The following is a 19148-nucleotide window of genomic DNA, read 5'->3' as shown; positions in this document are numbered from 1 at the left end:
CCTGGGGGGGCTCGGCGGCTGGACCGCCCGGGGGGGGGGCACGGTGGGCCGGGGGGGGGCGCCCGGCCACCGCCCTCGTCCGCACTGCTCGCCCCGAGACCCCGGGCCGCCCCCGTCCGAGCGGAGGCGCAGGCCGGAGGGTACGGCCCCCGTGCCCCCGGAGGCGGGCGCGGGCCGGCGGGAGGCAAGTGGTAACGGCGCACGGGACCGGATACGATGGGAGGCTGCCTTCCCCCGCACACAGGGCCGGACATCGCAGGGGATTCCGCAGTGGTCCACCGCCCCGCCTCACCAGGAGAGCAACCGTCTTGTCCCAGCACACCCCGAACGCCGCCAACCCCGACCTGCAGGCCGACTGCGGGAACTGCTTCGGCCTGTGCTGCGTGGCGCTGCCCTTCGCTCGCTCGGCGGACTTCGCCGCGGACAAGGCCGCCGGCACCCCGTGCGGCAACCTCCAGCAGGACTTCCGATGCGGTATCCACGAGCGGCTGCGAGACAGCGGTTACAACGGGTGCACGGTCTTCGACTGCTTCGGGGCCGGTCAGAAGGTCTCCCAGGTGACTTTCGAGGGCCGCAGCTGGCGCGAGGAGCCGGCGTCGGCCGGCACGATGTACGAGGTCTTCCCGGTCATGCGGCACTTGCACGAGCTGCTGCGGTACATCTCCGAGGCCATGGACCTTCCGGCCGCCCGGCCCGTCCGCCGCGACCTGCGTCGCGCCTACGACCGGATCGACGCGATGACGCGGGACACGGCCGAGTCGCTGCTCGCCGTCGACGTGACGGCGGTGCGCGGGGAAGTGAACGCGCTGCTGCTGCGGGCCAGCGAGCTCGCCCGCGCCTCGGTGCCCGGCCGCCGGAAGGACCACCGGGGCTCCGACCTCATGGGCAAGCGCATGCGGAACGCCAAGCTGCGCGGCGCCAGCATGCGCGGCGCCTACCTGATCGCCGCCGACCTGTCCGGCGCGGACCTGCGGGAGGCGGACCTCATCGGTGCGGACCTGCGGGACGCGAACCTCTGCGGGGCGGACCTGACGGGAGCGCTGTTCCTCACGCAGCCGCAGCTCAACGCCGCCCGGGGTGACCTGGCGACCAGGATCCCGGCCACGCTCCAGCGGCCCGGGCACTGGGCCGCGTAAAGCCCCGACCGCCGGCACGGCTCCGTCGGGAGGCCGGCCTCCTTCGCGCACCGGGCCGGACCCCGCGTCCCCGGGCAACACTCCTCGTCCCCGCTCGGCGCCACCGCACGCGGCCGTGACCGGGCGCGCACGCCGCCCCGGGTACGGCCGGATCATGTGGCGCATTAGTCTGTCTCGGCGTCGACTGATGCACTTCATGCGACAAACGAGGAGCAGAGATGCCCGGGGACGCTCTCCCGAGCGAACAGATACCACTGTTCAATCCATTTGCCGAGGGATTCACCGAGAACCCCTATCCGCAGTACGCCCTGCTGCGGGAGACCGCTCCGGTCTACGCCCACCCGATGGGGTTCTGGGTCGTCACCCGGTACGAGGACGTCTCGGCGCTCCTGCGTTCCGGTGCGTCGGTCGAGCTGCGCAACGTCACCTCGGGTGCGATGGTCAATCTGCGGCAGAAGGACGAGTCGCGCAAGACCCCGCTCATCGACGGCTTCTCGATGATCGACCGGGACGCGCCGGACCACACGCGGCTGCGCAAGCTGGTGCAGAAGGCCTTCACGCCGAAGTCGATCCAGGCCCTCGCGCCGCGCATCGGCGAACTCGTCGACGAGATGCTGGACCGGGTCGCCGACGAGGGCCGGGCGGACCTGGTTCCCGCACTCGCCTCTCCGCTGCCGTTCACCGTGATCGCGGAAATGCTGGGCGCGCCGTCCACCGACCATGCGCGGATCCGCGAGCTGAGCGGCACGATGGTCCGCTCCCTCGAACCGGTCGCGGACCCGGCCCTGATGCAGGCGATCGAGGCGGCGGACGAGGAACTCGCCGGGATCACCGCCGAGATGATCGCCTGGAAGCGCCGCAACCCCTCCGACGACCTGATGACGGCTCTGATCGAGGCGGAGGAGGACGGCGACGCGCTCAGCGACGACGAACTGGTCGCCCAGATCCTGCTGCTCTACATCGCGGGTCACGAGACGACCGTGAATCTGCTCGCCGGCGGCACACTGGCGCTGCTGCGCCACCCCGACCAGCTCGCCGCGCTGCGCTCGGACGCCTCCTTGATGACGAACGCGGTCGACGAGCTGCTCCGTTACGACAGCCCGCTCCAGTCGAGCCGGCGCATCACCGTCGAGCCCACCGTGCTCAGCGGGGTCGAGATCCCGGCCGGTTCGTTCGTGATCGCGGGTCTGGCCTCGGCGAACCGGGACGAGCTGCACTGGGGCCCGGACGCGGACACCCTGCGCCTGGACCGGGAGGGTGCCCGGGGACACGTCTCGTTCGGTTCCGGTTCGCACCACTGCCTGGGGTCTTCGCTGGCGCGGCTGGAGGCGAGCATCACCTTCGAGCGGATGCTGCGGCGGTTCCCGAAGCTGGCCCTCGACGGCGACGTGACGTGGAACGGCCGTATCAACGTGCGCGGTCCGGCCTCGCTGCCGGTGTCGGTCGGCTGATTCCGGCCCCTGAGCGGATACCACGAAGGGCTCACCGGGTCGTCCGGTGGGCCCTTTCGCGGTGTCGCCTCACACCAGGGCGGGGGCGCCCTCCCGGATGACGGAGAGCAGTCCCTCGCGCAGCTTGGCCATCGACGCGGTGTTGTTCCCGAACTGGTTGATCGCGAACACACCTCGGTGTTCGGGCCCGTAGCCGTGCTTCAGGAAGTTGACGAAGGAGCCGCTGGCACTGAGGTCCACGAAGTAGTGGTGGCGCGGGGCGCGGAACGAGGTGGCCATCAGCTCGTCGAAGCGCACCCGGCCACGGACCACGTCCCAGACATAGGTGTCCCAGTTCTCCAGCGAGTCGCTCTCCAGTTGCCCCGCATAGGTGCAGGAGTAGACCGGCAGCTGCGGCCGGCGGACCGGCACGGCCCGGCCGAGGCCGCGGCACTCGTGGCGGACGTCGTCGAGGAGGCCGGAGTGGAACGCGTACCGGACGGGCAGTCGGACGGCGATCACCCGCTCCTCGTCCAGCGCGGTGCGCGCCTCGGCGATCCGTTCGCTCTCGCCGCTGACGACGAAGTTGCCCGTGGACTCCCCCGTGTAGTTGACGCCCGCGAGTGACAGGCCGCCGAACAGGTCACGTCGCCGCTGGTAGAGGTCCGGCGGGGCGAGGACGCTGAGCATTCCGCCGGGGCGGCAGCGCGACTTCAGCAGATGGGCCTGCTTCATGACGAGGTCCAGGCCGTCCTCGAAGGACATGGCCCCGGCGACGGTCGCGGCGATGTACTCGCCCAGGCTGTGGCCGAGCACCGCGTCGGGGTGGAAGCCCTCGTCGCGCAGTGCCTCGGTCAGGCTCCATCCGATGCTGTAGAGGGCGGCGTGGGTCTGCAGGATGTCGTCGAAGTCCTGTCCCCGTCGGGAGGTGTCGTGGATCGCGGCCACCAGGGAGGTGCCGTTGGCCGCCTCGTACAGCGCGCTGCACCGGTCCATGGCGTCCCGGAACACCGGATGCGCGTCGTACAACTGCTGCCCCATCCGGTGGTACTGGGTGCCCTGTCCCCCGTACATGAAGACGACTTCGGGCCGCTGTCTCGTCCGGCGCGGGGCGGGCGGGGCCTCGTCGAAGGGAAGGGGCTCCTGGCGGATCTTGTCGGTGAGCTTGGTCAGTACGTTGCCCGGGCCGATCTCGTGGAAGTCCCGGTGCCCCTGGCCCATCAGCCAGGAGACCGACTCGTACCACTTGACGGGGCTCGATATCTGCTGGACGAGCAGGTCCGCGTAACCGGTGGTGGGGTACGGCCGGGCCGTGAGGTTGGCGATCACGGGGATCGTGAGCGCACCGAGCCGGAGTCCGGAGAGACAGCGGGCGAACTCGTCCTGCACCTCGGTCATGCAGCGCGAGTGGAAGGCGGCGCTCACGTTGAGGGGGATGAAGGCGGCCCCGGCCTCCGTGTAGACGGCACGGACCTCGGGTGCGAGGACTTCGTCGTAGGTGCCGGAGAGGATGCACTGCTGACGCGAGTTGATGTTGGCGATGTCGATGCCGCGGTAGGGCAGACCGGCCAGGATTTCGGCCACCCGCTCCTGGTCCAGGTTCACCACGGCGGCCATCGCGCCCTTGGGGGCCCGGCTCATCAACTCGCCGCGCTTGCGCACCAGGTCGAGTCCGGTGGCGAAGTCGAAGGCACCGGCGGCGAACAGGGCGCAGTACTCCCCCAGGCTGTGTCCGGCCACGACGGCCGGCAGCTCCTCGCCAGAGGCGACGCGGTCCAGGTACTGGAGGGCGCTGACCGCGTAGAGGGCGGGCTGGGTGTACTCCGTCCTGCCCAGCACCCGGTCGGGGTCGTGGAGGCACAGTTCCCGGAGCGAGTAGCCGAGGATGTCGTCCGCCTGCGCCACCAGGTCGGGGAACTTCTCGAACAGCCCCTCGCCCATGCCCTTGCGCTGCGAGCCCTGCCCGGGGAATACATACACCGATTTCATGTGATCACTCAGCCGTTGTCGCGGAAATTACTGGTTCGCCGTGGAGGGCGGGGACGGCGTGTGTGCCGTGTGCGGCGTACTCGCCGAGACGCCGGCCGAGCAGCGCGGCGGTCTCCCCCAGCAGTCGCTCCGCGATGACGTCGGCTCTGCGGCTGCGCCATGGTTCCAGGTCGGTGCCCTTCACCCAGCTGTTGAAGGCGCCCATCGCGGGGCCGCAGTGGATCTGGTAGTCGACCCGCTGGGTGGTGCTGCCCCTCATGGCCAGCCGGGCGGAGTGGACGAAGTACCAGCGGAAAACGAGCGCCATCCTCTGCTTGGGGTTCCGCTCTGCCTCCGCCAGCCGGTCCGGGAAGCGCCGGGCCAGATGGGCGCGGGTCTCCTCCCACACCTCGTCGATCGAGCGCTTGAAGTACTTGTCCTCCAGCGTGGCCCGGGTCCGGGCGTCGAGCTCCTCGATCGCGTCGTGCCTCAGGTACAACTCGTACAGCTTCTGGGCACGGGCCGGGAAGAAGGTCCCCTTCCTCACCGCCTGCACCTTGGCGCCGACCTCGAACATGTCGCCGGCGGGGGCGTAGTCCGTGTCGTGGGCGCCGAGGTCCTGGAGGATGTCCTTGACGGCGTCGCTGGTGCCGGCCTCCACCGTGCACTGGTTGATGGAGCCGGTCACGATGAACTCGGCGCCCAGGGTGAACGCCGCGAGCGCCGCCTCCGGGGAGCCGATGCCGCCCGCCGCCCCGACGCGGACCTCGGCCTCGTGGGGGTATGCCTCCTCGCGGCTCACCCGGTCGCGCAGGGCGCGCATCACGGGCATCAGCACGTAGGCGTTGCCGCCGTCGGTGTGGCCTGCCGAGTCGGCCTCCACGCAGAGGTCCTGGGCGAGCGGGACGCGTGCGCCCAGCTCCGCCTGCTCGGGGGTGATCAGACCGCGGTCGAGCAGTCGGCGGACCAGTTCCGCCGGCGCCGGGCGCAGGAACCGCTCCGCGACCTCGGTACGCGACACCTTCGCGACGATGTGGTGGTCCTGCCGTATCCGGCCGTCGCCGTCCGTGCCGAGTCCCGCCAGCCGGTAGCGCACGAGCGGGAGGGTCGGCCGGACGTAGGCCGATGCCTCGACGGAACGGACCTCGTGGCGCAGGTAGAGCTCCACGGTACGCATTTCCAGCTCGGGCTCCTGCGGGTTGCTGAGCAGGTTCATGCCGTAGGCGCGACCGGGACGCAGGTCCCGCTTGATCCGCGTGATCGCGTCGTCGATGGCGTCTGGGGCCAGTCCGCCGGTGCCGAAGAAGCCCAGCATTCCGGCGTTGCCGAGGGCGGTGACGAGTTCGACCGAGGCGATGCCCTTGTACATCGCGCCCGCAGCGTAGTTGTAGTCGATGCCGTGGGCCTCGCGGAATCGAGGGCTGCCAAGAGCCTGGGGCGGGACGGCGAACCGTTCGGTGGGGTGGTGGTGTGGGTCCACGGTGTCCTCGGTCGGTGGGGTCCGCGGGCCGGGCGGGGCGGGCTGCTCGTCCCGCCCGGCCGGGGCGCGCGAGGGGCGGTGCGCGTGGTCCGTGGACGCGCCGGGGGAAGAGCCCGGCGGCGGCGTGGGCGCGGGGGGCTCGGTGGTGTCCGAAGAGGCGGCAGGCAGGTCAGCCGTGGCGGTGTCCTCCCAGGGGAAGACGCCACGCTCCGCGTAACGCCGGATCGCCCGCACGTTGTCGGGGTCCGCGAACACCTCTCGATTGGTGGCCAGTGCGACGCCCTTGGTGTGCTCGGAGATCGGGGACAGTTCCCGCAGGTACGCCTTGTAGCGCCCGACGCCCTTCTTGGAGAGGCGGCCCAGGCGTTGCAGATGGCGGCGCACCAGCGCGTTGCTGTCCGCGCCGAGGGCGTCGACCAGCCCCCATTCGTGTGCCTGCCGGGCGTCGATGGTCTGGGTCGTACCGGCGAGGTAGTGGGCGCGCTGGAAGCCGGTCCGGCGGATCAGGTACGGCAGGACGACCGCCGGTATCAGCCCGAACAGCAGCTCGGAGAGGCTGAACGACGCGCTTTCGTCGGCGATCACCACATCGCTCGCCGCCACCAGGCCCACTCCGCCCGCGTTCGCCCTGCCCCGGACGTGGGCGATGGTGAGGATGTCCCCGTACGCCATCCGCCGGAAGAGCTCGAACATGTGCTCGGGGTTGAACGCCGTGTCCCGGCCCTGGCGTGCCGCGTCGCTGATCGCGTGGAAGTCCGCCCCGAAGCAGAACACCTCGGGCAGTCCTTCGAGGACGACGACGGTGACGGCCGGGGAGGCCGATGCCCTGGTGAAGACGTCGTTCAGCTCGTGCACGAGGTCGGCGTTGATGGCATTGCCCGCCTCCGGCCGGTGGATGCGCGCGAACAGCACGCTGCCCTCTTCACGTACCCGCAGGGTGGAGTAGGTCAGTCGATCCATGCGTACTCCCGGTGGAACTCCTTGATCGCCTTCAGTACGAGGCGCGGAGCCGACCCCGTGCCGCGCCGGGTGCGGGGGACGTACTCCTGGTTCACGACGGTGTCGCGGGTGCCGACCCGGACGAACTCGCTCTCCCGCAGGAGCGCGTCGTACTCGCCGAGGGACAGCTGGTAGCGGGTGTCCAGGTGCTCCTCGATGCCCATGTCCCTCAGCCGTGCCGCGCCGTCGGGGGTCACGACGCCGCTGTAGAACTCGGAGCAGCAGCCGGATCCGTACGAGAACAGACCGAGGCGTTGGGGCGTGTCGAAGCGGCCGTTGCAGACGGTGCCGGCCAGGGAGAGGAAGACGGTCGCGCCCATGATGTTCCCGACGCGCCGGCAGTAGGTCAGGCCGGGCACGACGCGCCGTTCGAAGTCCTCGGCGATCTCGGCGCCCTTGGCCTTGGCGACCTTGCGCATCATCGTGCGGTGGGCGCCCTTGACCATGCCTCCGAAGGGGGTGTGGAAGGCGAGGTACTGGAAGGAGTCGCGGTAGTCGGCGCCCTCCACCTTGCCCTCGTACGCCAGGTACGCCTTCTCGCAGCAGTCCAGGTACGACATCAGGGACAGGTCCACGTCGCCCGCCTCGCTGTCCGGCGCCGGACGGCAGGTGTCCATGACCTCGTAGCCGTAGTAGCCACTGGCGCCGACGTCGAGCTGGAAGACGTGCGGGGTGTCGCTGATCAGCATGGCCACCGCGCCCGCGCCGCCGCTCGGCTCCGCGTAGGCCCAGTCCTGCGCTGCCGCGTCGTCGCCGTCCTGAAGGATGTAGCGCGAGATGTCCGTCGCGATCACCAGGGCCTTCGCGCCCGGCGAGGTGCCCGACAGAATGAGATTACAGGCCATCTGGAGCCCGGCCGTGCCGGCGTAGCACGCCTGCTTCAGCTCGAACATCCGGCAGTTGCGGCTCAGCCCGAGCTGGTCGTGAAGATAGGTGCTGGCCGACTTCGAGAAGTCGAAGCCGGACTCCGTGCAGGTGATCAGCAGCTCGATGCTGTCCTTCTCCGCCGCGCTCATCCGGTCGAGGATCGGCCTGGCCGCGTTGGCCCCGAAGGTCACCGGGTCCTCGAAGGGCAACGCGACGGTCTTCTCCTTCATCAGCAGGTTGTTCAGTCTCGGGAGGTCGAGCTCCCGGTGCTTCGCCAGCTGCATGACGTCGAGCACGGCCGAGCCGCCGAACACGTTCATCGCTTCGATACCGACGCGGGACATGGCGTACGTTCATCTGCTCTCTATGAGTCGCATGTGCTCATGCACAGTGCGGTGTTGATGCCGCCGAAGCCCATGCTCAGGCTCAGGCAGTGGCGCACCTCGGTCTCGACGGCCTCGGCGCGCACCCAGCACAGGGACGCGTCGATCGGGTCGGTGAGATTGCGGGTCGGGTGCAGTCGTCCGTGCTTCATCTGGAGGAGCGCGGCGACCGCCTCGACGGCTCCGGCCGCCGTCAGGCCGTGACCGGTGATCGACTTCGTGGCGTTGATCGCGGCATGCGTGAGGCCGCAGGCCCGCAGCGCCGCCACCTCCGTCTCGTCTCCGACGTGGGAGGCGGTGCCGTGGGGGTTGACGTAGTCGATGGCGTCGGCGGTCAGCCCGGCCCGATCGAGGGCCTGGCGGATCGCCCGGGTCTCGCCGTCCAGGGAGGGATTGGGATTGCGGTTGCCGTCCAGCTGCACCGACCAGCCGCTGAGCCGCGCGTAGAGGGTGTCCTCCTGACCCGGCCGGGCGCCCCGGCGCTCGATGACCAGCGCGCCGCACGCCTCGCCGAAGACGAAGCCGGCCCGCTGCCGGTCGAAGGGCCGGCAGGCGAGGCCGGGGGCGTGCGCGCTCTCCTCGGACGCCATGGCGCCCATCGAGTGCAGCCCCAGCAGCTCCCAGTACGACAGGTCCGCCAGCGCGCCCACGGCGATGCAGACGTCGACCCGGCCGGAGGCGACCGCCTCCGCCGCCTCGATGATCGCGAGCTGGCCGCTCGCCGAGGCGCCGCCCACGGTGTGGGCGAAGCCGCGAACGGAGAACGCGGTGGTGCACAGTCCGCACAGGTCGGTGTCCAGGAAGGACATGCCGTAGCTGGGCCGCAGGAAGCGCGGCTTGGCCCGGTGCCGGTCGTGCGCCAGGACCAGTTCCCGCTGCTGGAGGTTGCTGCCTCCGATGACGAGACCGATCCGCTCGGGGTCGAACTCGTCCAGCCGGGCCTCGGTCCATGCCTCTTCGAGCGTGGCCAGGGCGACCTGTCCGGTGAGGGAGACGGTACGCAGGTCCCGCGCGGTCAGCCGGGTGGTGGGCTCCAGCCTCGGTATCTCGGCGCCCACGAACCGGGTGCCGAGCTGCCGGCCGGGGCGGTCCATGACCGCGAACCCGTGGTTCCCGGCGAACAGCCCCAGGGCGAAGGCGTCCTTGCCCTGGCCGATGGCGGTGGTGACGCCCAGCCCGGTGACCACGAGTTCGATGTCGGCGGTGGCGGTGTTGCCGACGGAGTCCCTCACGTCACCCCGCCCTGACCGCTGCTATTTCGCTCAGCCGCTCGGCGAGTTCGCCCAGATTCCGCGGGCCGTAGGTGTCGACCAGCGGTATCTCCAGGTCCATTTCCTCCAGCACGATCATCACTATCTCCGCGCGGTCCATCGAGTTCGCGCCGAGATCCTCCAGGGAATCGGAATCCTGGAAGGCGCGGTCCGCGAGTTCGGGGAGGATCTCGCGAATTGCCTCGGTGATCAGCGGAAAGATTTCTTCCTTGGTCATGTGCGCACCATCATTCTGTGAAATACGGCGGACAGGGGTGGGTGGTGACCTATCCGAGGGAGCTGTGCGCCGCCGCTTCACGCAGCTGCGAGATGCTCGCCCCGGGATTCGTCACAATCTTGAGCAGCAACCTCTCATAAGTGGCCGCCATTTCCTCAATCGTCTTCCTGGCGAACAGGTCGGTGCTGTACTCCAGGTATCCGTGCAGTCCTGCGGGCGTCTCCCGGACGACCAGGTTGAGGTCGAACTTCGCCACCCCGCTGTCGGTCCGCAGCGGCACGAACGCCAGGTGCCCGGCCTCTTCGTCCCGCGGTGCGGGTCCGGCCGCCGGCACCAGGTTGAACATGACCTGGAACAGCGGGGAGTGGGCGGGATCCGGCTTCGGCACGAACTCCCGGACCAGGTCGGCGAAGGGAACGTCCTTGTGCTCATGGGCCGCGGCCGTGACCCGCTTGGCCTGCCCCAGCAGTTCGCCGAAGCCCCGGTCTGCGGTCACGTCGAGCCGCATCACCAGTACGTTGATGAAGTAGCCGACGAGCCTTTCCAGTTCCGGCAGGGGTCGGTTGGTGACCGGAGAACCGATCGCGAGTTCGCGGTCCGGGGTGTACGCGCCGAGCAGCGCCGCGTACGCCGACAGGAGCGTCATGTAGAGCGTGCCGCCCTGCTCCTGGCTGAAGCGGTGGAGCTGCCCGAGCACCTCCGGGGGGACCTTCAGCTCGACCGACGACCCCTGGTACGACTTGACCGGGGGCCGCCGGTAGTCGGTGCGCAGCGACGCGCACGACGGCAGTGCGGCAAGCTGGGAGCGCCAGTACGCCTTCTGCCCCTCGCGGGCCGCCTCGTCCACGGCACGACGCTGCCAGTGGGCGAAGTCCGGGTACTGCACGGGCAGTTCCGGCAGGGACGGCTCCTCCCCCCGGCTCAGCGCCCGGTAGGCAGCGTTCAGTTCGGCCACGAAGATGCCGGTCGACCAGCCGTCGAAGATGCCCCACGGCCGGGTCACCACGGCGACGTGCTCGTACTCCGACAGGGTCAGGATGTGGACGCGCAGCATGTGCCGGTCGTCCGGGGCGAACGGCCGCACCCGCTCGGCCCGCAGCAGGTCGGCGACCGCGCTGTCACCGGTGACCTCCTCGAAGGCCACGGAGAAGCCGGACACGTCGTTCACGCGCTGGGTGAGGGAGTCGCCGCACCGCGGATAGCTGGTGCGCAGGATCGCGTGGCGGGCGACGAGCGCCTCGAACGCGCCCGCGTAGGCCCGGCGGTCCAGCCTGCCGATGATCCGGTAGGCCATCTGTACGTTGTCGTACGCCGATCCCAGGTGCTCGCGCGGGTTGAGGAACCACAGTTCGCTCTGCTGGAACGAGAGCGGTACCACCTCGGCCCCGTCGGTGACGGGCAGCAGCGGGACGCTCTGCGCCGGGGCGGTGCCCGGTGCGGCGTCCAGTGCCTCGGCCATCTCGCCGATGGTGGCGCCGGAGAGGATCGTCTGGAGCGGCAACTCCTTGCCGGTCCCCTGCTTCACCCGGATGGTGAGACGGGTGGCGAGGAGGGAGTGACCGCCCAGGTCGAAGAAGCCGTCCTGGAGGCCGACGCGCTCCAGCCCGAGGACGTCCTGGACCAGCCGGCACAGGACGAGTTCGGTGGCGCTGCGCGGTGCGACGTACACCTCCTTGTGCACATCGGTCTCGTCGGGCGTGGGGAGCGCCTGCTTGTCGACCTTGCCGTTGGGGGTCAGGGGCAGTTCTTCGAGTGCCACGAAGACGCTGGGCACCATGTACTCGGGCACCTTGCCGGACAGGTGCTCCTTGAGCGTCCTGGTCATCTCCTGGCCGGTGCGGGCGATCTGCGGGACGTTCGCCAGGTACGACCGGCGGTAGTCCTCACGGGCCCGCGCGCGGGGTGGCTCCCCCTTGGCGAGGATCACGTCGAGGCCGTCCAGCCGGTCCTGGGACCAGGTCACCGCGACGTGGTGGCCGAGTTCCTCGGCGTACCGGAGTACGGCTTCGAGCTCCCGCACCTGCGCGGCGGCGTCGTCGGAGAGGCGTGAGGCGCCGACGAGTGGCTCCACCTGCGTCCGGGCGGGCCAGCGGGTCAGGCCCTGGCTGACGCGGACGTCGTCGGCGACCTTCGGGTTGACCAGTCCGGTGACACCGAAGCGGCGGTGTCCGCCGCCCTCCAGGAGGGTGCGCAGCTCACCGGGGGTGGTGGCGGTCAGCCACGGCAGGTCCTCGGGCGGCGCGGCGGCGCCCTTGACCAGGACGACGTCGTAGCGGTAGCTGAGCATCTCGTTGTCGCCCAGTCCGCGCTTGACCATGAGGTCGACGGAGCCGATCTGCGGGAAGCGGTCGGTGAGCCCGGCGAAGTAGCTGGGGCTGACCAGCAGTTCGGTCTCCTGCTGGCGGCGGCGCTGCACCTGTCGGGCGAGCGTGCCGGCGGAGGTGCGCACGGGCAGCCGGCTGCGTTCCACGGCACCGACGTGGGCGGAGAACAGATCGAGGTTCCTGACGTCCCCGATCATGATCCGGCCGCCGTCCTCGACGAGGGGAAGCAGGCGCTCGATCACCTCCTCCAGGTACAGCCGGTTCGGGAAGTACTGCACGACGGAGTTGACGACGACGGTGTCGAACTTCTCCGTCCCCGGAGGCACGGTCACGGACCGGGCGTCACCCTGGCTGAGGGTGATGTGGGACCAGCCGCGGCGGTCGGCCCCACGACGGACCCCGGCCAGGGCCGAGGCGGAGATGTCGAACGCGTGCACCGCTTCGCAGGCTTCGGCGTAGCGGAAGAGGAGGAGTCCGGTTCCGCAACCGACCTCCAGCAGGCGCCGGGGCCGGAACGCTTCGATCTGCCGGACCGTGCCGTCGATCCACTCGCCCATCTCGGCCTCGGGGATGGGCTCCCCGGTGTAGCTGCTGTTCCAGCCGATCAGGCTGGGCTCGTCGGTGGCGTCGCCCTCGGCCGGGCCGGAGTACTGGTCCTCGAAGAGCTCCTGCCACTGCTCGAGGCGTTCGGCGTTCCGGCTCCGGGCGGTGGTGTCGAGCCATTCCGCCGTGGGCCGTACGTACGCGACGAGCCTCTTGGTCTCGCCCGCGGCCTGAGTGGTGACGACGGTGCTCCGTACGGAGGAGTGGGACAGCAGCGCGTTCTCGATCTCGCCGAGCTCGACGCGGAAGCCCCGCACCTTCACCTGGTTGTCGGCACGGCCGATGAACTCCAGGGTGCCGTCGGGCAGCCATCGGGCCAGGTCGCCCGTGCGGTACAGCCGGGCGCCGGGCTCGTCGGCGAAGGGGTCGGTGACGAACCGGAGCCCGGTGAGCTCCGGGTTGTCGAGATAGCCGCGTGCCACGCCGGGGCCGCCCACGCACAGTTCCCCGACGACACCGCACGGCACCGGCCGCAGGCCCTCGTCGAGCACATACGCGGTGGACCGGGCGATGGGCCTGCCGATCGGGATGACGGCGTCCTCGGCGATGTCCCGGGGGATGACGTGGCAGGTGGAGGCGATGCTGTTCTCGGTGGGGCCGTAGGCGTTGACGACGGTCAGCCCGGGATGCGCCCGGTGGAGCCGGCGTACGTCCTTCGCGGAGAACGTCTCCCCGCCCACGCCCAGGTACTCCAGCGGCAGGCTTCGCCCCTGCGCGGCCTCGGCGAAGGCCGGGAGGAAGGCCGCCGACAGGGCCATCATGGTGACGCCCGAGCGCTCCACCCGGTCGAGCAGATGGCCGACATCCTTGGAGTCGCCGTCGTGCAGGACCAGTCGGCCGCCGGACAGCAGCGGGCCGAGGACCTCCTGCGAGCCCACGTCGAACGAGATCGACGAGTGGTGGAGCATGACGGTGGCGGAGGTGGTCGGGAAGTAGTCGGGGTTGCGCACCAGACGGACGACGCCGCGCTGCTCCACGAGGACACCCTTGGGGAGCCCGGTGGAACCCGAGGTGAAGATGACGTAGGCGAGGTGGTCGGGGGTGAGCCCCAGCTCCGCCCGGGTCAGGTCGCTCGCCGGCCGGCCGGCGAGCACCTGGGCGCGGTCGTCGGCGCGTTCCCCGGTGTCCAGGTGGACGACCTGGGGGCGGGCGCCGTCCGCGGTGTCCTCGAGGAGTGAGTCAGGCTGGGTCGACTCGCTGAGCACGATGCCCACACCGGAGCCGGCGACCAGGGTGCGTATGCGTTCCCGGGGGTAGCCCGGGTCGATGGGGACGTAGGCCCCGCCCGCCTTGAGAATGCCGAGCAGCCCGATCACCATCTCCGGTGAGCGCTGTGCGCACAGGCCGACGAGGGTGTCCGGGCCCACGCCCTGTTCCCGCAGGTAATGGGCGACGCGGTTGGCACGGGCGTTGGTCTGCGCGTAGGTCAGACGCTGGTCGCCGTACTCGACGGCGACGGCGTCCGGCCGCTCGCGCACCTGCTCCTCGAAGAGCTCGGACAGGCAGTGGTCGTCGGGGTAGGGCTTGGCGGTGTCGTTCCACTCGGTCAGCAGACGGTGGCGCTCCGCGGGCGGGACGACGTCGATGTCGAGCGCCCGGGTGCCGGCCCCGTCGTCGTCGGCCAGCGCGGCAACGATCCCGGACAGCGCGGCTTCCACGTACCCCAGTACCGCGTCCGGCGAGAGGGTGGCGTCGACCTGCGCGTTCAGGGAGAGTTCGGTCCCGGTGTCGTCGACCGACACACCGACCGGGTAGTTGGTGCGGTCCAGGGATCCCAGCCAGCGGATGCCCAGGTCCTCCAGGGTGGCCGGGCCCTCGTCGCCCTGCCGGGGCTCGAAGTACCGGTAGTTGATCATCGAGCTGAACAGGGTGGCGTCGCTGTCCAGACCGCTGGACCGCTGGGCCAGGGTGAGCGCGCTCTGCTCGTAGGAGATCAGTTCCTTCAGACCGGCGTCGACGTCGGACACCAGCTCCTGGACGCTGCGGTCGCGCAGCCGTACCCGCAGGGGCAGGGTGTTGATGAAGTTGCCCAGCATCCGCTCGACGCCGGGGACGCCCTGGAGGCGTCCGGACAGGACGGTGCCGAACACCACGTCGTCGCGCCCGCTGGTGGCCGCGGTCACCAGGGCCCACGCTGCGTGGAAGAGGCCGGCGGGGCTGATGCGCAGGCGTCGGGCCTGCTCGCGCAGGTCGCGTGTCAGTCCGGCCGGGAGCGAGCGGCGCAGGTCGCGGACCCGGCTGCCGTCGCCGTGCACGTCCACCAGCTGGAACGGTGTGGTCGGCTCGGTGACGTCGCCCAGCTCCTGACGGAAGAATGCCTCCGCGTCCTTGGAGGCCAACTGGTGCAGGGTGTGGCCGACGAAGTCGCGGTAGGCCGGGGGCGGGGCCAGCCGCTCCGGACGGCCGGCCATGTGGGCCGTCAGCTCGTCGAGGATGAGCCGCAGGGACGTCGCGTCCTCGATGAGGTGGTGCACGCTCAGCAGCAGGTAGCGCTGTGCGGAGTGCCGGTCCGCGGCGATCGCGAGCCGCAGCAGCGGCGCCCGGTCCAGGCTCATCGCGCCCGGCCGGGACAGCCAGGCGCGGGCCTGCCGCTCGGCGTCCTCGTCCGGATCGAGGCTCAGCCGCTCGACCTCCAGGCGTACGTCGCGCAGCACGACCTGTACCGGTTCGGGCAGGCCCTCGGTGACCACGGCGGTGCGCATCACGTCGTGGCGGTCCATCAGCGCCTGGAGGGCGGCCACGAAGGAGTCGCACACCTGCTGGTCAGGAGCGACGAGCAGGATCGGGATGACGTACGGGTCGTTCGCGGGATCCATCAGGTGATGGAAGAGGATGCCCTCCTGCGACGGCACGAGCGGGTAGATGTCCTGCACGTTGGGCGCGCCGCCGGGCACCTTCTCCACGACGGAGTCGATCTCGGCCTGGTCCAACCGGACCAGCGGCAGCATCTTCGGGGTGATCCGCTCGCAGTCGGGCGGTATCGGGTTGTCCGGGACCTGGTAGGCGGGGCCGCCGCCCGTCCCGCGGTCGATCTCGGCTGCCAGGTCGGCCAGCGTGGGGCTGTTGAAGACGCTGCGTACGGTGACGTCCAGCCCGTGTTCCTTGAGCCGGGCTATCAGGACGGTGATGAGCAGGGAGTGCCCGCCCAGCGCGAAGAAGTTGTCGTGGGCGCCGACGCGTCCCTCGTCGAAGCCCATCAGCTCGGCCCAGGCGGAGCTGAGGATCCGCTCGGTGGGGGTGCTGGGCGGTGTGTAGTCGCGCTGGGCGTAGGCGTCGATCCCCGGAGCGGGCAGCGCCTTGCGGTCGAGCTTGCCGTTGGCGGTGATCGGCAGTCGCTCCAGTGCCACGAAGGCACTGGGAACCATGTAGTCGGGCAGCGTCCGCCGCAGGTGGCGGGCGAGTTCGGCGCGGTGGTCGGGTGTTCCCGGCCTGTCGACGGAGGGGTCACCGCCGGAGAGGTCGTCGGTCGGGACGACGTAGGCCACCAGTTGCCTGTCGCCGGGCGGGTCCTCCCGGGCCAGCACGGCACAGGAGCGTACGGCGGGGTGTTCGGCGAGTTTCGCCTCGATCTCCCCGAGCTCGATACGAAATCCACGGATCTTGACCTGCTCGTCGTTACGGCCCAGATACTCCAGCGTGCCGTCCGAGGACCACCGCGCCAGATCACCCGTCCGGTACATCCGCGCACCCGCAACACCACAGAACGGATCATCCAGGAAACGCTCCGCACTCAGCTCCGGACGATTCAGATAACCCCGCGCGACACCCGCACCACCCACATACAGCTCACCCACAGCACCGACCGGAGCCGGCCGACCGAAACGATCCAGAACATACGTCCGCAGATCAGGAATACGCCGGCCGATCGGACTCACCGACCGCTCCACATCCCCCTCACCCAGCAACCGGTACGTCACATGCACCGTCGTCTCGGTGATCCCGTACATGTTCACCAGCTCGGTACCACGATTCACCGAACGGCCCATCCACGGCCGCAACGACGCCACATCCAGCGCCTCACCACCGAACACCACCACACGCAACCGGTGCGCCGCCGCATCCTCACCCTGCGCCGCGATCAACTGCCGAAACGCACTCGGCGTCTGATTCAGCACCGTCACACCCGACGCACACAACAACTCGTAGAACTCACCAGGACTACGAGTCACCGCCTGCGGAACCACCACCAGACGCCCACCATGCAACAGAGCGCCCCACATCTCCCACACCGAAAAATCAAACGCGAACGAATGGAACAACGTCCACACATCCCGCTCACCGAAACGGAACCACTCATCCGTCGCAGTGAACAACCGCGCCACATTCCGATGCTCAACCATCACCCCCTTCGGCACCCCCGTCGAACCCGACGTATAAATCACATACGCCAAGGACGACGACGACACACCCGGCACCACAACATCGGAAGAATCAAGCCCCGCCCACAGACCCGCATCCCCCCGCACATCCACCACCGGAACCGACAAGCCACCAAGCCCCTCGGGCAAAGGACCATCCGTCAGCACCACACACGGCGCACTGTCCTCCAACTGATACCGCACACGCTCCACCGGCGACGACGGATCCAACGGCACATACGCACCACCCGCCTTCAAAACCGCCAGAACACACACCACAATCAACTCACTACGCGGCAGACACAGAGCCACCAGCACATCCGGCCCCACACCCAACCCACGCAAATACCGCGCCAGACGATTCGCCCGCTCGTTCAACTCCCCGTACGAGACAAGACGACCCTCACACTCCAACGCCACCGCACCGGGCGACCGCGCGACAACCTCCTCGAACCACTCATGGACACAACGCCCCGCACCGGAACCAGAACCGGAAACCGTGCCGGAAACGACACCCGGAACGGAATTCCATTCCACGAGGACCTGATGCCGCTCGGCCTCGTCGAGGGTGCTGATCCGGGAGATCCGCTGCTGCGGCTCGGCCACGACGGCATGGAGCAGGGCGGTGTAGTGGCGTACGAAGCGCCGGACGGTCTCCCGGTCGAACAGGTCGGTGTTGTACTCGACGGCGCCGATCAGTCCGTCGGGTGCCTCGCGCAGGTCGAGCGTCACATCGAACTTGGTGATGTCGAAGTCGAACTCGATGAGGGAGACGTCGAGGTCACCCAGGCGTACCTCGCTGTCGGCCTGTGCCTCCTGGAGGACGAACGCCACCTGGAAGACCGGTGAGTGGCTGAGGCTGCGCTCCAACTGGAGCGCGTCGACCACGGCCTCGAACGGCACGTCCTGGTGGCTGTACGCCTGCAGGGCTACGTCCTTCACCCGTCCGAGCAACTGGGCAAAGGTCGGGTCGCCCGACAGGTCGGCACGCATCACCAGGGTGTTGGCGAAGAAGCCGATCAAACCCTCGGACTCGATGCGGTTGCGGTTGGCGACGGGGGTGCCGATGGGGATGTCGGTCTGTTCGCCGTAGTGGTGGAGCAGCAGGGCGTAGACCGACAGCAGTGTCATGTAGAGCGTGACGTCGTGCTGTTCGCCGAGCTCCTTGAGCCGCGCCAGCAGGTCCTTCGGGAGATGGAAGCGCTCGTGCGCGCCCTGGTACGTCTTGACGGCGGGGCGCGCCCGGTCCGTCGGCAGGGACAGCTGGGGGTCGATCCCGTCCAGCTGCTGCTTCCAGTAGCTCACCTGGCGGGCCTGGACCTCGTCGACCAGCCACTGGCGCTGCCAGTGCGCGTAGTCCGCGTACTGGATCGGCAGGGGTGCGAGCGGCGACTCCGCACCCGCGCAGAACGCCTCGTAGAGGGTGACCATCTCGCGGAAGAAGACACCGAGCGACCAGCCGTCGGACACGCTGTGGTGCATGGTCACGAGCAGGACGTGCTCCTGCTCGGACCGGCGCAGCAGGCGCACCCGGATGAGTGATTCGCGGGCGAGGTCGAACGGCTCCACGGCCTCGCGCTCGCAGATCGACGGAAGCTCGGCGGGGTCGGCGAGTTCCTCCTGCGAGACGGCGAAGCCGCTGCCGTCACCGATGTCCTGGTAGGGCACTCCGTCCCGCTCCACGAAGCGGGTGCGCAGGACCTCGTGCCGCTGGACGATCGTCTCCAGGGCGCGCAGCAGCGCCGGACGGTCGAGCGGCCCGCGCAGCCGCATGGCCATCGGGATGTTGTAGTACGCGCTGGTCCCGTCGAGCCTGGCCAGGAACCACAGTCGCTGCTGCGCGAAGGAGAGCCGGACCGGCCCGTCCCCGGTGCGGGGGTACGGACGGATGGCCTCCAGCGCGGAAAGGTCGACGCCCTGCTTCTTGAGCATCGCGATCAGGGCGCGCTGCTGCTTGGCGGGCAGGGACTTGATCTTCCTGATCAGTTCCGGCGAGTTGTCGTTGTTCGTCGTGCTCATGTTCGGCCCCGTGGTCATCAGATCTGGCCTTCCAACGCGTCCAGCTCTTCTTCGCTCATGTTCTCGATGAGGCCGATGCTCTCCAGGATCGTG

8 protein-coding genes are annotated in these 19148 nt (G+C 69.6%); 2 read left to right on the top strand and 6 right to left on the bottom strand.

Features of this window, described 5'->3' with window-relative positions:
• Nucleotides 1–308 precede the first annotated feature (308 nt).
• Complete coding sequence (locus ACFWVE_RS10215) at nucleotides 309–1136, top strand: pentapeptide repeat-containing protein (protein WP_384010274.1); 828 nt, start codon at nucleotides 309–311, stop codon at nucleotides 1134–1136.
• Nucleotides 1137–1354: 218 nt separating this feature from the next.
• Nucleotides 1355–2587: a cytochrome P450 gene (locus ACFWVE_RS10210; RefSeq protein ID WP_384010272.1), complete on the top strand. Its 1233-nt coding sequence runs from the start codon at nucleotides 1355–1357 to the stop codon at nucleotides 2585–2587.
• A 69-nt stretch (nucleotides 2588–2656) separates the two neighbouring features.
• Here ACFWVE_RS10210 and fabD read toward each other — a convergent pair whose 3' ends face one another.
• From fabD to ACFWVE_RS10180, 6 genes are read right to left on the bottom strand one after another with little or no spacing between them, the layout of a single operon-like run.
• Complete coding sequence (gene fabD, locus ACFWVE_RS10205) at nucleotides 2657–4546, bottom strand: ACP S-malonyltransferase (protein ID WP_384010269.1); 1890 nt, start codon at nucleotides 4544–4546, stop codon at nucleotides 2657–2659.
• A gap of 13 nt (nucleotides 4547–4559) precedes the next feature.
• Nucleotides 4560–6974, bottom strand: a complete 2415-nt coding sequence (locus tag ACFWVE_RS10200; RefSeq protein WP_384010266.1) for an enoyl-CoA hydratase/isomerase — start codon at nucleotides 6972–6974, stop codon at nucleotides 4560–4562.
• A complete protein-coding gene (locus ACFWVE_RS10195; RefSeq protein WP_384010264.1) occupies nucleotides 6962–8224 on the bottom strand; it encodes a hydroxymethylglutaryl-CoA synthase family protein in 1263 nt (420 codons plus the stop codon). The genes ACFWVE_RS10200 and ACFWVE_RS10195 overlap by 13 nt, the downstream gene beginning before the upstream one ends.
• Nucleotides 8225–8244: 20 nt before the next feature.
• A complete protein-coding gene (locus ACFWVE_RS10190; protein WP_384010261.1) occupies nucleotides 8245–9495 on the bottom strand; it encodes a beta-ketoacyl synthase N-terminal-like domain-containing protein in 1251 nt (416 codons plus the stop codon).
• Nucleotide 9496: 1 nt separating this feature from the next.
• On the bottom strand, nucleotides 9497–9751 hold the full coding sequence (locus tag ACFWVE_RS10185) for an acyl carrier protein (protein ID WP_384010258.1): 255 nt from the start codon (nucleotides 9749–9751) through the stop codon (nucleotides 9497–9499).
• A gap of 49 nt (nucleotides 9752–9800) precedes the next feature.
• Nucleotides 9801–19055 (bottom strand): amino acid adenylation domain-containing protein, encoded by a 9255-nt coding sequence (locus ACFWVE_RS10180; protein WP_384010255.1) that lies wholly within the window; start codon nucleotides 19053–19055, stop codon nucleotides 9801–9803.
• Nucleotides 19056–19148: the final 93 nt, after the last annotated feature.

The organism is Streptomyces sp. NPDC058632 (assembly GCF_042717095.1).
Taxonomy (GTDB): Bacteria; Actinomycetota; Actinomycetes; order Streptomycetales; family Streptomycetaceae; genus Streptomyces.
This window is presented reverse-complemented; position numbering and strand designations above follow the sequence as displayed.